At 65.0% G+C, this 15,504-nt stretch carries 8 protein-coding genes; 3 read left to right on the top strand and 5 right to left on the bottom strand.

Annotated elements, in window-relative coordinates:
- Nucleotides 1–69: 69 nt before the first annotated feature.
- From RX329_RS35295 to RX329_RS35280, 4 genes are all read right to left on the bottom strand, one after another.
- Nucleotides 70–1,050 (bottom strand): LLM class flavin-dependent oxidoreductase, encoded by a 981-nt coding sequence (locus RX329_RS35295; RefSeq protein WP_085357886.1) that lies wholly within the window; start codon nt 1,048–1,050, stop codon nt 70–72.
- Entirely contained in the window at nt 1,047–1,778 is a 732-nt protein-coding gene (locus tag RX329_RS35290; RefSeq protein WP_018455684.1) for a 4'-phosphopantetheinyl transferase family protein, read from the bottom strand. Before RX329_RS35290 ends, RX329_RS35295 begins: the two co-directional genes overlap by 4 nt.
- 243 nt (nt 1,779–2,021) lie before the next feature.
- The gene (locus tag RX329_RS35285; RefSeq protein WP_162847227.1) at nt 2,022–2,192 is read right to left on the bottom strand and encodes a hypothetical protein; all 171 of its coding nucleotides are present in this window, start codon (nt 2,190–2,192) and stop codon (nt 2,022–2,024) included.
- Nucleotides 2,193–2,333: 141 nt separating this feature from the next.
- Entirely contained in the window at nt 2,334–8,783 is a 6,450-nt protein-coding gene (locus RX329_RS35280) for a non-ribosomal peptide synthetase (RefSeq protein WP_085416059.1), read from the bottom strand.
- A 142-nt stretch (nt 8,784–8,925) separates the two neighbouring features.
- Between RX329_RS35280 and RX329_RS35275 the strand changes: the two genes are divergently transcribed.
- From RX329_RS35275 to RX329_RS35265, 3 genes are all read left to right on the top strand, one after another.
- Nucleotides 8,926–12,396 (top strand): ATP-binding protein, encoded by a 3,471-nt coding sequence (locus tag RX329_RS35275; protein WP_317245054.1) that lies wholly within the window; start codon nt 8,926–8,928, stop codon nt 12,394–12,396.
- Nucleotides 12,393–13,187: a protein-L-isoaspartate O-methyltransferase family protein gene (locus RX329_RS35270; protein ID WP_018455681.1), complete on the top strand. Its 795-nt coding sequence runs from the start codon at nt 12,393–12,395 to the stop codon at nt 13,185–13,187. Before RX329_RS35275 ends, RX329_RS35270 begins: the two co-directional genes overlap by 4 nt.
- Nucleotides 13,188–13,282: 95 nt before the next feature.
- Complete coding sequence (locus RX329_RS35265) at nt 13,283–14,233, top strand: DUF6492 family protein (protein WP_317245053.1); 951 nt, start codon at nt 13,283–13,285, stop codon at nt 14,231–14,233.
- Between the two features lie 3 nt (nt 14,234–14,236).
- Here RX329_RS35265 and RX329_RS35260 read toward each other — a convergent pair whose 3' ends face one another.
- Nucleotides 14,237–15,304 carry an endo-1,4-beta-xylanase gene (locus tag RX329_RS35260; RefSeq protein ID WP_317245052.1) on the bottom strand — a complete coding sequence of 356 codons (1,068 nt, stop codon included), beginning with the start codon at nt 15,302–15,304 and terminating at the stop codon, nt 14,237–14,239.
- Nucleotides 15,305–15,504: the final 200 nt, after the last annotated feature.

Genomic DNA, 15,504 nt, shown 5'->3' with positions numbered 1-15,504 from the left:
AGGGACTCTGGATTGCTTCGCTACGCTCGCAATGACGATGTGGATGGTTAGGTCGACTTCATCCACAACTCAAAACATCCCGCTTGCCGCGAGCGCCTTGCAGACGTGCTGCATCTCGGTCTCGTCCGCGACCATGTCGAGCATGATCGTGGTCAGCCCCTTCGCGGCAAACTCCTTCAGCTTCGCGCCGATCTCCGCGTAGCTGCCGACGAGGTAGGGGCAGTCGGCCTGGAAGGTCAGGAACGGCAGCAGCCAATAGCCATTGTCCGCGAGCTCGCCGCTCTGGCTCTCGTAGAGGCGCCGTTTCCACACGGAATCGCTGTTCTCCACGGTGAGCGCGAGCAGCTCGCGATCGTCGGCATTATCGCGGAAACGCGCCTTTGCCGCTTGCCGCGCCTCGTCGCGTCCCTCGCGGGCGAAAATTCCAAAATTCACGCCCGGCGCATCGAGGCCGCGGTCGAGATCCGGCGGCAACATCTGCATCTTGATGCAGCCGGTCTCCTTTGCGACGCGCTGTGCCGGCTCGGACTGGCCTGCGACCAGAAATTCCGGCATCAGCTCCGGCGGCAGGCGCGGCCGAAGTTGCAGGTTGCTGGCGCGGTAGAACCGGCCCTCGAAAGTCGTCGGACGCGGGCTTGCCAGCAGCTGGCGCATCAGCGCAACGAATTCGCCGAGCCGGACATAGCGATCGGCGTGCGACTGCTCGTCGCCGAGCCCCTGCAGATCGCTGACCGCCGTCCCCGTGATCATGTTGAGATAGACCTTGCGGCCGTGGAGCTGCGCAAAGGACGAGACGAATTTTGCCGCCGTGAACGGGTGCATGTAGACCGGATTGACCGCGATCAGCGGCGAGGATCGGGTCGTCTCGCCGATGATGTGCTGGGCCATCGCCCAGGGCTCGACGAACACGTCGTTGCCTTCGAATAGCAGGATGCCTTCGAAGCCGTTGCGATCGGCGAACTGCGCCACCCGCATCAGCTCGTCGACATATTTCTTGGGGTCGCGGTTGCGCGAAATCGCGGGAAAGACGCGCAGCCGCCGCGGCGTCATTCAGCCGCCTCCTGTAGCGGCCATCCATTGCGGGTGATGGGAAGGCCGCCGGTGGCGCGGGAGCCGTCCGCGATCGCGAGACGATGCGAGGGCGACGGCGAGATCAGCTGGAATCGCCAGCCTTGCGGATCGTCGGGGATATCGGGCTTGAAGCTGATCTCGATGGCCTCGCGCGATACCTGCATCGCGAAGGCGTCGAGCGGCAAATTGAGGCCGAAACCCCTGGCCTTCAGATAGGCTTCTTTCAGCGTCCAGTAGTCGAAGAAGCGCTCGGTCGCGGCGGGCTCCGGCAGCCTGCGCAGCGTTTCGACCTCTTCCGGCGCGAAGAACCGAAGCGCGGTCGACAGCGGCGCCACCCGACGCGACACGGTCTCGACATCGACGCCGACGGTCTCATGCCCCGACACGACGCAGGCGACGCAGCCGTCGGCGTGCGACAGGCTGAAATGCAGCGTGCTCGATGTCCTGGGTGATGCGACAAACGGCCGCCCGTAACGCCCGGCCGCAAATGACCAGTCGGTCGGTGCGACCTCAGGTGCGACGTGCGAGAGCGCAAGGCGCAACATCGCGTGCGCGAAAATATACTGTCGCTGGTGCCGCTCGAACACGAAGTGGTCGGCTCGTACCCGTTCGTCGACCGAGAGCAGGCGCCGGCACGTATCGATCGCACCTGGCGTGTCAAAATTCTCGATCAATCCGACAAACAGTTCAATTCTGTCGTCTGCCATCAATTGGGCCCATGGCGCCAGGCCGGGGCCAAATCCCCTGCCATGACGGAAGAATCAACTGAGCAAGAATCAACTAAGCGGACCGCTTCTAGCGGTCCACTCGGGCGAATCCTTGTCGATTGCTGGCCGGTTTACGGGCGCAAGCTTGTGCGAGACCCCAACTCGACACGCGAGCGGCCAAATGTGAAAAATGAAGCCCGAAAACTGAAGCCTGAAGATTCGTGCGGCGTCGGCCGACGAGTCTTACGTCTTCTTCTTCTTGGACTTCTTGGAGCCGCCCAACATCGAAATGCTGGCGTCGACGTCCTTCAGCGCGGACTGCAGCTTCTTCTTCTCGGCGCCGAGCAACTTCTGCAGGGCCTTGCGGTCCTTGTCGCTCAACGAGGTGCCCTTGGTAAATTTGATGAAACCCATAACGAACTCCCCGGTTGAAAATACTCGTCCAAATCAAAACGCGAGAATAATCTTGCGCGATGGCGCCAAATAATCAAGATGCAACTTGGTCGTTCACAGCTTTGACGAGTGACCCCGTATTCGTCCGTGATGTACGGCCGGTCATGCCGCCCTGCGATTGAGCAATCGGCCGAGCGGTGTGTTGGGTTGGGCGAGGGCGGCCGCGAGCAGCGCGACGAGATCCTCCATCCACTGGCCGACCGTAGCGCCGTCGAGCAGCTCGCTCTTGTAATTGCACGAACCGGTGATTCCCGTCGGCCGCTCCTTGAGCATCAGCGACAGCCATGTCTGGTCGATCGGCAGCACCGGCTGGCCTTCGCGGGCGATGTTGCCGATCGATCCTGTCGTGAGATCAGGCAGATCGAGCGGCTGGCGCAGCGGATTTTGCAGGGTGAAATAGACCTGGAGCAGCGAGGCTGGATTGACCCCCTCCTGCTCCAGATGATCGGCCAGGATGTTGAAAGGCAGCTCCTGGCGCGCATGCGCGTCAAGCACGCTCTGGCGGACCCGGACTACGGCCTGCGCGAACGACAGCTCCGGCGTGATTTTGGTGCGAACGATCACCGTGTTCTCGAACGGACCGACGATCCGGTCGGTGTCCGGCTGGGCGCGATTGGCCATGGCGGTGGCGATCGAGATGTCGTCGCGGCCGGTCCGCGCCAGCATCACGGCCTTCAAGCCGGTCAGCAGGCACATGAAGAGCGTGCAATTATGCTGGCCGCCGAAAGCCGCGAGCCGGCCGATCAGCTCACGTTCGAGACTGACCGGATGGTGCCCCCTGGACGGGCCCGGGCTTGATTCGCCCTCGAAGAGGGGAGGCGCCCCGCGCAAATTCTCGGTCCAGTCGGCCGCCTGACGGCGGGCGGCATCGGTGCCGCACCACCAGCGCTGCCAGCGCGCCACGTCCGCAAAGGCCGGCGGCGGTTTCGGCAGCGGCACCGACCGATAGCCGGCCAGCGCCGCATAACGGTTGGATAATTCCTCGAACATCACGCCGATCGACCAGCCATCGACGACGGCGTGATGCAGCGTCAGCAGCAACACGTGATCGCCATCGTGGAGCCGCAACAGCCGGGCGCGCAGCAGCGGCGCGCGCGTGGTGTCGATCGGGACATAGGTCTCCTGTTCGATCAGGAGATTGATCTTGCGGAGTTCCAGCGCCTTGCGCCGCTTGTTATTGTGGGGCTGACCGTCGCCGATCGTCTCGACACTCAGGACACGGCCGAGGGCGCCGGGCGCGGCGATGCGGCTGACGGGCTCCCCGCCGCTCCAGCCGAAATGAGTCCGCAGCGATTCGTGCCGGCGCACGATGTCGTCGATCGCCTGCGCCAGGGCGGCCGGATTCAGCGGCCCCTGGAGGCGGAAAGCGAAAGGCAGGTTGAACAGCGGCAGTCCGTGAAGATTCTGCTCGATCCGCAGCATCTGGTCCTGCGCGATCGAGAGCGTGGGTGGGCTGCCTTCGGCCAGGCTCGCGCCAGCCAGCCTTGCAAAACTTGCAGCCGGCTTGCGCGGCTTTGCCGCCACGACCTCGTCGACCCGCCGGGCAAGCTCGTCGATCGTCGGTGCCTCGAAGATGGTCTTGATCGGCAGCGACGCGCCGAGCGCCCGAGCGACCCGCGCCATGACTTGGCCCGCCAGCAGCGAATGGCCGCCGAGGTCGAAAAAATTGTCGGTGACGCCGAGGCTCTCGACCTTCAGCAGGTCGATCCAGATGTCGGACAGCACCTTTTCGGTGAAGCGCCGCGCCGGCACGGCCGCATCCGGTTCGAACGTTTCCTGCTGCGCCGGCGCCAGCAGCGCGGTCCGATCGATCTTGCCATGGGCATTGAGCGGCACCTGATCCAGGAACAAGAACGCGGACGGGATGGCATGGTCCGGCAGCCGGCTCTTCAGGAAATCGCGCAGCTCGCTGGCGCTGCTCCGGCTGCCGGATCTTGCGACGATATGGGCAATCAGCCTGACATCGCCGCTCGCTTCGCGACGCGGCTCGACGATGCCGGCGCGCACACTGGGATGGTCGGCAAGCGCGTTCTCGATCTCCTTGAGCTCGATACGGTAGCCGCGGACCTTGACTTGATGGTCGGCGCGACCGAGGCATTCGATCGTGCCGTCGGCACGGCGGCGGGCGAGGTCGCCGGTCCGGTACAGCCGGCTGCTTGCTTTGCGCGAGAACGGATCGGGCAGGAAGCGCTGCCGGTTCTGCGCGGGATCGTTGACATAGCCGCGGCCCACACCGGCGCCGCCGATGCAGAGCTCGCCGGTCACGCCGACCGGCTGCGGCTGCAGGTTTGCGTCGAGCACGTAGAGCTGCATGTTCGGCAGCGGCGCGCCGACCGGGACATGGCCTATGTCGGTCGCCGGCGCCTTGGTCAGGCGATGCAGCGAGACGTCGTCGGAACATTCCGACGCACCATAGGCGTTGATCAGCGGCACTTTCGGACAGCGGGCGAACCAGGCCTTGCAGAGATCGACGGGCAGCGGTTCGCCCGTCGAGATCAGAAGGCGCAGCCTCGCAAAGGCGCGTCGGATTTGTGCCTCGTCCATGCGATCGAGGATCACGCGCAGCAGCGACGGGACGATCTCGAGCACCGTGATGCCCTCGCGCTCGATCTCGCGCGCGAGCAAAATCGGGTCCTGCACGATCGCGGTCCCGGAGATGTGGACGCGCGCGCCGACCATGGGCCCCGCGAGGAACTGCCACACCGAGATGACAAAACTCTGTGGCGCGGTCTGCGCGATCACGTCCCGGGACGAGAGGTTCAGCTCGGAGATGAGCGACGCCAGATGGTTTGACAGCCCGCGCTGCTCGATCATGACGCCCTTGGGCGCGCCGGAGGACCCGGAGGTGTAGATGAGATAGGCAAGGCTCGACGCCGCGCGCCGCTTTGCGCGGGCCGGCTTGGCCGACGCTGGCGCGATCGCGTCCTCGAGCTCGGCCATTTGGATGCGCTCGACCAGCGGTTCGAGCAGCGCCTCCGCCATGGATGACTGCGCCCGTCCGATCAGCAGCATGCGGGCCCCGCTCGATCCGAGGATGGTTGCGAGCCGTTCCCGCGGCTGGTCGGGATCGAGATTGAGGAAGGCGGCGCCCACGCGTTGCACGGCGATCATCGCGGCGAGCAGGTCGGGCCCGCGATCTGCAAGCAAGGCGACCACGGCCTCGGCGCCGACGCCTTCGAGAGTGAGCCAGCGCGCAGCCGCTTGGCTGCGGCGCGCCAGCTCGCGGTAGCTCAGGGATGTGCGGCCGTCCGACACCGCGATCGCGTTCGGCGTCTTCTTGACCTGGCGATCGAAACCTTCGCTCAAATTGCCGCGCGCGACGAAATTGGCTGGCACGCCCCGGCCCTGCGCCAGCAGCTGCCGGCGTTCGACCTCGGTCAGGAGTGCCAGGCGGGAGATGCGCTGCTCTGGATCGGCGATGACGGATTTGAGCAGGGTTTTGAACTGAGCGGCCATGCCCTCGATCGTCGCCGCGTCGAACAGATCGGTGGCGTATTCGAAGAAGCCGGTGAAACGGCCGTCGGCCTCGACCAGTTCGAGCGTGATGTCGAATCGCGCCACTTTTGGATCGATCTCGATCCGCCGCGTCGACAGACCGGAGAATCGTGCCGCCTCGATCGAGGCATTCTGGAGGATGAACATGATCCGGAACAGCGGATTGCCGTCCGTCCTTCGTGCGATCTGAAGCGAGCGCAGGACTTCCTCGATCGGGAGATCCTGATTGCGATAGGCATCGAGCGTGACCTGCCGTACCCGGCGCAACATGTCGCCGAAGCTCGGATCGCCGCCAAAATCATTGCGCAGGATCAGGGTGTTGGCGAACAGTCCGATCAGGCGCTCGCTCTCGATCTGATTGCGGTTGGCGATCAGCGATCCGGTCGCGACATCTTCGTGTCCGGTGTGACGGAACAGCAGGCACTGGAACACGGCGAGCAGGGTCATGAAGGGCGTGACGCCCTGGTTCTGGCTCAGCGCGCGCAGGTCGGCCGACAGGGTTTTGGAGAATTCGAGATAGTGACGGGCACCGTGGCCGCTCCAGACCTCCGGCCTTGGGCGGTCGGTTCGCAGCGGCAGCGTGGTGACGCCGTCCAGTTGCACCCGCCAGTAATCGAGCTGCTCCTTGGCCGCCGGCGTCTGCGCCCAGCTCTGCTGCCAGAGCGCAAACTCGCGGTACTGGAAGGCGGGCGAAGGCAGTGCCGTCACGTCGTTCTTGCGCGCTGCCGAATAATGGACGGCGAGTTCTTCCCAGAACAGCCGCTGCGACCAGCCGTCGGTGACGAGGTGGTGGACGTTGACCACCAGCACATGGCTGCTCTTGTCGAACGAGAGCAGCGTGACCTTCAGCGGTGCCTCGTTCGCAAGGTCGAACGGATGTTGCGCGAGCCGGAGTGCTTCGCGCCTGACAACAGCGACCCGCTTGTTCGCGGGGCAGGGCTTGAGCTTGATCCGCTCGAACCGCGGTGGCGATTGCAGCACAAGCTGCACCGGCTCGCCCTCGCGTTCGACGATGACCGACCGCAACGCCTCATGGCGCGCCGATACGGCGGTGAGGCTCGCAGAAAGTGCGGCGACGTCGAGCCCACCCTTGAGGAGCGCGACTTCGACGACGTTATAATTGTAGCGCGTGGGGTCGAGCCGCGAGAGCACGTACATCCGCTGCTGCTGGAACGACAGCGGCGCGTCTGCTTCCCCGGCCTGGCGCCAGGCCGGTAGCATCGTTTCGCGATGGATTGCGGCGGTCTCGATCCGGGCCGCAAGCGCGGCGGCCGTGGCGCAATCAAAAACGTCCTCGAACGAGAAATCGACATTGAAGCGTTCGCGCAGGCGCGAACGCATCTGCGTCACCGCGAGCGAGTCGGCACCGAGCGCAAAGACGTCCTGATCGCCCCCGACCTGCGGCAGCTCCAGCAGATTGGCCCAGATCCCGGCGAGCTCGGTCTCCAGCGCGTTGCGCGGCAGACGGGCCTCCTCCTCGCCGCCGTCCGTTCCAATCAATTCGGCGAGCGCATTGCGCTTGACCTTGCCGCTGGCGCCTTTCGGCAGCGTCGCGACGCTGCGGATCAGGCTCGGCACCTTGTAGGCCGCGAGCCGTTTCCGGGCGAACTGGCGCAACTGGTCCGAAGTCGCCTCGGAATTCGGCCGCAGCACCACGATTGCGGCGACGTTCTCGCCGAGCTTCGGGTGCGGGACGGCAAACACGCCGGCCTCCAGCACCGCCGGATGGCTGAGCAGAACCTCTTCCACCTCCAGAGGCGAGATCTTCTGCCCGCCGCGGTTGATGACGTCCTTGATGCGGCCGACGATGAAGAGATAGCCGTCGGCATCGAGATAGCCGAGATCGCCGGTCCGGAACCAACCGTCGCGGAAGGCAGCCTGCGTCGCCGCCTCGTCATTATAGTAGCCGCGGCTCATGTTGGGTCCGCGCAGCATGATCTCGCCGTGCTGGCCGCTGGCGAGCGCGCGGCCCGTCTCGTCCATGATTGTGATCTCGGGGCCCGCGGCGCGGCCGACCGATCCGACCTTGCGCAGCTCGAACGGGTTGGCCGCGATCTGCGAGGCCGCCTCCGTCATGCCGTAGGTTTCGAGCACGGGAACGCCGAACGTCGCCTCCAACCCGTCGAGGATCGCAGGCGTAAGCGAGGCCGAGGCGGAGCGGATCACGCGCAGCGACGACGATCGGGCAAGATCCGGGTTGGCTTCCGCCGCCGTCAGCAGCGCGCGATGGATGGTCGGCACTGCCGTGTACCAGGTCGGTCGCAGCTGCCGCATCCAGCCGAAGAAGGAGGCTGCGTCGAAACCCTCGGTACAGACTACGCTGGAGCCCGCGGCCAGCGCCGTCAGCAGGCCGGAAATCAAACCATGGGCGTGAAACAGCGGCAGGACGTTGAGCAGACGATCGTGGGACGCGAGCGAGAGCACGCGGCCGGCATTGTAGGCGGAGAGGCACACATTGCGATGCGTCAGCGGCACCATCTTCGGTCGCGCCGCCGTGCCCGAGGTCAGCAGGATGAACGCGTCGTCGTCGCCGCGCGAGGCGCCGCTGCTGCTCGCCGGTCCGACCGCCGGCCCGACCAACGCGCAGCCGCCGAGATCGTCTTGCGGCCCCGGCACGAAATCGATCACCGCAATATCGAGCGCCTTGGCGACATCGCGGGCCGCCGAGTTCGTGTCGGCCCGGGTGACGAGCGCCGTCAGCTTCAATTCGCTGAAATAGCGTTGCAGCTCGTCCGCCGTCAGATCGGGATTGACGGGAACGCAAGCGCAGCTCGAGGCTACCGCGATCAGGGCCAGTGCGCTGTCGGCACCGCGCGGCAACGCAACCGCGATGCGGTCGGTAGGAGCGATGCCGAGCCCGCGCAGCGTGCGGACGAGATCCTGCGTCCGCGCGCCAATCCCGCCGTAGTTGAGGACCGGCTGGCCGGGGGCGAGGAGGGCGGGGGCCACCGGCATCTTGCGGGCATGGAAATCGAGAAGACCGCCGATATCCTCGAATATCTTCGCTTCGGCCGTCGTGCTCGCTTCCCGCGGGGCTGGGCGTGTGGCGTCCGACAATTCCGTTCCCTTTTGATCCGATTGGGCTATTCTTCCAAGAAGTTAGGAAAGGCGTCCAGTCTGAGGTGAAGTTTTGGCCCCAAAATCTGTGGTTGCGGGGCCCTAAGCCCTTCGACGGAGTGATTGGTCGGGCGGAATCACCATGCTGGAGAATGAGCCGGGCACGGGAGCGGAAGGCGGGCTGAAGCGCTGGCTCGAGGGTATCGGTCTTAGCCACTATACCGATCTCTTCGCGCAGCACCGTCTCGATCTCGACGTCATGGCGGACCTGACCGAATCCGATCTGGTCGAGCTCGGATTGCCGCTCGGCGATCGGAAGCGGCTCCAGCGCGCCATGACCGCGTTGTTCCGGGCCGAAACCGCGGAGAAGCCCGACGCGACGGCGCGCCCGCAAATCCGGACGGAGGTCGGCGCCGAGCGGCGTCAGCTCACCACCATGTTCTGCGACATGGTGGATTCCACCTCGCTCTCGGTGCAGTTCGATCCGGAAGACGTGCGCGACATGATCGCGAGCTTCCGCGAAACCTGTGTCCGCGTCGTGAAGCATTACGAAGGTTTTGCTGCCCGCTTCGTCGGAGACGGTATTTTGGTCTATTTCGGCTATCCGACCGCACATGAGGACGACGCCGAGCGCGCCGTGCGTGCGGGGCTGGAAATCGTCCGGGTGCTGTCGACCGCTCGCGCGATCGAGCCGCGTGGCGCGCTCAGCCACTCACCCGCCGTCCGCATCGGCATCGCAACCGGTCTCGTCGTGGTTGGCGACCTCGTCGGACAGGGCACCGAAGAGCGCGACTCCGCGGTCGGAGAAACCGTCAATCTCGCCGCGCGCCTGCAGGGCCTGGCGCCGCCCAACGGTGTGGTGATTTCCACGTCGACCCAGTCGCTGCTGAAGGGGAAGTTCGACTACCGCGATCTCGGCGTCCACGTGCTCAAGGGAATCTCGGAGAAAGCCCAGGCCTGGCACGTGATGCGCGCCTCGCGGGTGGAGACCCGCTTCGCCGCCGCCATGGGCACGCGGCTGACCCCGCTCGTCAACCGGGAGGAGGAGATTGCGCTGCTGATGGGGCGCTGGCAGCAGGCCAAGGAGGGCGAGGGCCAGGTCGTGGTCAAGTTCGGCGAGCCCGGCATCGGCAAGTCGCGCATCATCCAGGAGATCTTCGACCGGATCGCGGGCGATCGCCATGGACAGGTCTCGTTCCAGTGCTCGCCCTATTACACCTCCACGGCGTTCTATCCGTTCGCCGAGCAGCTCAAATTCTCTCTCGGTCTCGATCGCGAGGATGCGTCCGTTCAGTCGCTGGCGAGCCTGGAGACCGCGATCGCCGCCGCTCATGGCGACATCGAGCAGGTTGCGCCGCTGTTTGCCGTGCTGTTGTCCATTCCGACCGGCGACCGCTATCCGCCGCTCGAGCTGTCGCCGCAGCAGCAAAAGGATGCGACCGTCGCGGCGCTGGTCAATCATTTCCTCGGCCTTGCGCGCGAGCAGCCGCTGGTGATCGCATTCGAGGATCTGCACTGGATCGACCCGACGTCCCGTGAGGTGATCGATCTCCTGGTCGACCGGGCACAGAACCGGGCAATCCTGGTCATCATCACCGCGCGCACCGAATTCCAGCCGAGCTGGAACGCCCATTCGCATATCACGACCCTGGTGCTGAACCGGTTGAGCCGGCAGTTGCGCGCGACGCTGGTCGAGCGCGTGGCGGGACGCGAGCTTCCCAAGGAGGTCATCGAGGAGATCATCGTCAAGACCGACGGCGTGCCGCTGTTCCTGGAGGAGCTGACCAAGACGGTTCTCGAATCCAACCTCCTGACCGAACGGCACGGGCGCTACGTGCTGTCGGGTCCGTGGCGGCAGCTTGCGATCCCGGCGACGCTGACGGACTCGCTGATGGCGCGGCTGGACCGGATGGGGCCGTTCAAGCGGATCGCGCAAATCGGTGCCACCATCGGCCGCGAATTCTCCTACGAGACTCTGCACGCGGTCGCCAACACACCCGCCGAACAGATCGAGGCCGCGCTCAATCATTTGGAGGAGGCCGGACTGATCATGCGCCGCGGCCATCCGCCCGACGCGCTCTACTCCTTCAAGCACGTGATGATTCAGAACGCCGCGCATGCGAGCTTGCTGCACAGCGAGCGGCGCAAGCTGCATTCCCGGATCGCCCAGGTGCTGGCCGAGATGTATCCCGAGAAGACCGAGCGCGAACCGGAACTGCTCGCCCATCATATGACCGAATCCGGCCAGAGCGAGAGCGCCGCCAGCTTCTGGCTTAAGGCCGGTAAGCAGGCGGCCAAGAGTGGCGCCAATCTAGAGGCGATCGGGCATCTGGGCCGCGGCCTCGGCGTCGTGCAGGCCAATGCGCGCATGCAGGGCGCCGATGAGATGGAGCTCGAATTGCGCATCGCGCTCGGCAACGCGCTGATCGCCGCCAAGGGCTATGCCGTGCAGGAGGTCGAGGAGAACTACGTCCGCGCCCTCGAACTCGGCCAGCAGCTCGACGACGACGAAAAGGCCTTCGCCGCCACGCGCGGGCTCTGGGTCTGTCATTTCATCCGCGCCGATCTGACCCGCGCGCACGATCTCAGCGTCGAGCTGTTGAAGTTCGCCAAGCGCGAGCGGCTGAACGAGGGGACGCAACCGGCGCAGCAGACCGGCTATCTGATCGAGGCGCATCGCTCGATCGCGATGACTATGCTCTATCGCGGGCGCTTTGCCGCGTCCCAGCATCATCTGCACCGCTGCATCAACCTCTACAGCCCCGACCTGCACTCCGATCTGATGGAGCGGCACGGCACCGATCCCGGTGTCGTCTCGCTGTCCTATCTCGGCTACCTCCTGTGGTTCCTCGGCCGGCCCGACGCGGCGCGCCAGCACAGCGAACAGGCGATCGCGAACGCCGAGAAGATCCGCCACCCATTCACGCTCGCCTTCGCGCTCGTGTTCGGCGCCTATCTCTGCCAGCATTTGCGCGATGTTGAGGGCACGCGCGACCATGCCAACCGCGCCATGATCATCGCCACGGAGCACAATTTCCTGCACTGGAGGCAGCAGGCGGCGATCCTGCGCGGCTGGGCGCTGGCGCAGCTCGGCGAGGCCGACGAAGGCCTCAGCCAGATGCGGTTCGGCCTCGACGAATACGAAGCGATGGATTCCTGGCTCGCCGGCTGCTGGTTCCGCTGCCTGCTCGCGGAGGCCTACGCCAAGGTCGGAATGCGCGATGCCGCCTTGCGCGCGCTGGACGGTGCGCTCGCGACCGCAAGACGGACCGGCGACCACTCCTACCTCGCCGAAGTCTACCGCCTGCAAGGCGAGATCACCCTGTCGGATGAGAATCCGGCCTCGGTGCAGGAGGCCGAGGACCTGTTCAACCTGTCGCTGGAGATCGCGCGTAAGCAGGGCGCTCTGTCCTGGGAGCTTCGCACCGCCGTCAGCCTCGCGCGCCTGTCGCACCAAGCCGGCAAGCGCGAGCACGCTCGTCTCCTGCTCGTACCGATTGTGGCCAAGTTCAGCGAGGGCTTTTCCACGCCGGACCTGAAACAGGCGATGCAACTGATCGACGAGCTCGGCGTGGACGCGCTTGTTCGTAAACAGGCCGATTCCGTGAGATGAGCGATCTTGCCGCCGCGCGTGCGCGTTACGTGGAGCTGATCTCAAAACGCGAGCGGATCTCTTCAACGCGCCTGCTCGAAGCCCTCGGCACTGTTCCGCGCGAAAAGTTTCTGGCGAAGGGGCCGTGGCGCATCAAGACCGAGGCGGCGCGCAACTATCGGCTGACGCCGGATGCTGATCCCGTTCATCTCCAGGACAATGTGCTGGTCGCGATCGATGCGCGCCGCAAGCTTGATACCGGACTTCCGAGCCTGTGGGCGCATTTCATCGATTTGCTCGACGTCGGGGAAAAAGACCGTGTGGTCCAGATCGGCTGCGGGCTCGGCTATTTCTCAGCCGTGCTGTCGAAGATCGTGGGGCCCAAGGGCAGGGTGCAGGCAATCGAATGCGACGAGCGGCTTGCGGCGCGCGCCGCAACCTATCTTGGCGCCTATCGCAACGTCGCGGTCGTCCATGGCGACGGATGCGAGGACATCGGCGAACCCGCCGACGTGATCATCGTTCATGCCGGCTTCTCGCAGCCGCATCCGCTCTGGCTTCGGTCGCTTCGTCCGCGCGGCCGGCTTCTGGTGCCGCTGACCCAGCGGGACCGCGAAGGCGCCGCCCTCAAGATCACCCGCAAGGGCAGGGGGTTCGAAGCCGAGGCGGTGCAGCAGATCCGGATATTTCCCGGCCAAGGCCGCGGTCTGACCGCGCTCGACGACCGCGTCGCCGACTGGTGGCAGCGCGCCTCCGCGCTGGCGCCGCTGCGCTTTCGCGGCATCGCGCAGGGGTTGCCGTCGGATGGCTAATGCTTCGTTTCATTTTACCTTGATTGCGAATGTAAGTATCCAACGCGTCTCGGCGCCGCTATGACTGCGGCCTGATCGCCATACGAGCGCGCGCCATGCATTCCGTTGCCCTGCTGACCGCCAGCTACGCCAAGGATATCGAGCGCTTTTCGCTGCTCAGCGAGAGCATCGACATCTGGTTGACGGGCTACACACGGCATTATGTTCTCGTTAACGATGAGGATCTGCCGCTGTTCGCGCGGTTCGCTTCCGACAAACGCGTCATCGTTCCGGCCTCGCGCTATTTGCCGAAATGGCTGTGGGCGTTGCCGCCGGCTCTGCAGTTCATCAGCAAACGGCGCGTCTGGCTGTCGCTGCTGTCGTCACCTGTTCATGGCTGGCACATTCAGCAGATCCTCAAGATCGCCGGCGTCCTCAACGCGCCAGAGCAGCGCGTTTGCATCCTGGATTCGGACAATCTGTTCTTCCGCGAATTCGACGTCGGTGAGTATGCCGGCGCCGAGAAGACCCCGCTGTTCGTCACGCGCAACGGGATCGGCGCCGCCCACCCCTTGCATGTCCTGTGGCTCCGCACCGTCGATCAGCTCCTTGGCATCAAGGACCGGTCCTTCCCCGCGGACGACTATGTCGGCAACGCGCTGGTCTGGGACAAGGACACCGCGCGCGCGATGACCGATTCGATCAAGTCGGCAACGGGATTGAACTGGGTTCTGGCACTGTGCCGGAAGAAGAAGTTCTCGGAATATCTCATGTACGGCCATTTCGTCGCGAACGCGCCCGCGCATCTGGCCACTCATCGGGTCACCGAGGACAGCATCGCGGTCTCGCATTGGGACGACACCCGCCTCGACCGTCCCGCCATCGAAGCGATGATGCGCGCCGCTTCGCCCGACCAGGTCGCGCTGTGCATCCAGTCCTATTCGTCGACCTCGATCGACGACATCCGCGACGTGTTCCGCCTCAGCTCGCGCGACCGTCGCGGTCCGAGTCTTTCGCCCGAGCACATGGGCGACGAGGCTCAGTTCGAAGTGCCGAAAGCTCGCTAGACCTTACACGTCTCTCGTGAACTTGCTGATCACGTTCATGAACGGCTTCGGCTTGAACTCGCCGTCGAGCGGCAAAGGACGGTTCGGCTGCTTGTCGGCGCGGGCAAAGGTGCCGTTGATCCAGCTGTAGCGGTCCGAGAGGCCCCAGGTCAGGATCGAGCGCACCGGTCCGCTGGTCGAGATCGCGGTCAAGAGATCATCGGCGCGCTTGGCGACGATGGCATCGCGCTCCGCCGGCGTCCCCGTCAGCTTCTGGTCGTCGACATCGAGCTCGGTGACGAGCACCTCGAGGCCCCAGGCGCGCAGCTCGGTGACGAATTCGGCAAGCCCATGGGTGTCGATCTCGAGCTCGGCATGCAGATGCGCTTGCAGTCCCACGGCGTGCAACGGCACGCCCTGGTCGAGCAGCTCCATGATGAGATGGCGGTAGGCAGCGCGCTTCGCGACGAACGTGTCCTTGGCCGACTCGATGTCGTATTCGTTGATCGCGAGCTTGACGAAGGGATCGGCCGCGGCCGCCGTGCGGAACGCCAGCGGAATCCAGCGGTTGCCCAGATGCTGCGTCCAGAACGACTCGCGTCGGTCTTTCGGGCTGTGCGGATTGTCCGGGATCGGCTCGTTGACTACGTCCCACGACGTCAGCTTGTCCTTGTAATAGGAGACGACGGTGCCGATGTGGTCGACATAAGCGCGCTCGACGCCCTTGGTATCCTTGATCTGCTTGGTCCAGTCCGGAATGTCGTGATACCAGGCGAGCGCGTGGCCGCGCATCGTCAGGTCGTTCTGCCGGGCGAAATCCAGGATCGCGTCGGCGCGTTCGAAGGCAAAGGTGTGCGCGTCCGGACGCAGCATCGGCCATTTCAGCTCGAGCACCGGCACGACTTGTGTGCAGTAGGTGCTGATGGCTTCGCCGAGCCTGGGATCCGCTTGCAGATCCCAGAGCGTGGCCGCGGCACCAAATCCCTGATAGCGCTGGGCGAGTTTCGACGCCGGCGCTGCGGACGCCGATGCGGCTGCCGCGAGTGCTGCGGCGCTGCCGAGGAGAAATTCGCGTCTGTCGAGCCTGGTCACGGCATTCCTTATCGGAGCCAACGCGCCACCGTACCAAGCGACGCCTTGCAACGCCGGGGATTTCCCTCGTTGGGTTAACTTTGCCAGTGCGAAATCACGGTTCCTTTCGGTGGCCGTGGCGCCGTCAGGGAAGGGCAAATTTAACGCTAACCCGCGAAAGCGGCTTCAAAACCGGATTCGCCGCCCGATCTCCAGACTTA

Source organism: Bradyrhizobium sp. BWC-3-1 (assembly GCF_032917965.1).
Taxonomy (GTDB): Bacteria; Pseudomonadota; Alphaproteobacteria; order Rhizobiales; family Xanthobacteraceae; genus Bradyrhizobium; species Bradyrhizobium canariense_D.
This window is presented reverse-complemented; position numbering and strand designations above follow the sequence as displayed.